We start from the raw sequence: 223 nt of genomic DNA, 5'->3' as shown, positions 1-223 counted from the left end.
GAAAACGTTATTGAGTGACACGTTAACCGAACTGAGAAAATCGGCGCTGTTACTGTCCGCTCCCGAAGGTATTGCTCAGACGACGGCGAAAAGTCTCCAATTTTCTGCGGGAGACAATGTGATGGCCACCAGTGGGAAAAATACCGATTTTAGCGTGCTGAAAAAATTCACGGTAGCGGCGGGTGAAGCGGTCAGTCTGTTTGCGCAGAAACTGGGGATAAAA

Annotated in this window: 1 protein-coding gene; it reads left to right on the top strand. The window is 48.9% G+C overall.

Annotated elements, in window-relative coordinates:
* On the top strand, nucleotides 1–223 hold a 223-nt coding region (locus ABR397_RS24785; protein ID WP_350307983.1), incomplete at both ends, for a DUF2345 domain-containing protein.

The sequence above is a fragment of the Photorhabdus viridis genome (assembly GCF_040256935.1).
GTDB classification, from domain to species: Bacteria; Pseudomonadota; Gammaproteobacteria; order Enterobacterales; family Enterobacteriaceae; genus Photorhabdus; species Photorhabdus viridis.
Note: the sequence above shows the minus strand (reverse complement) of the source record. Positions and strands in the feature narration are given on the sequence as shown.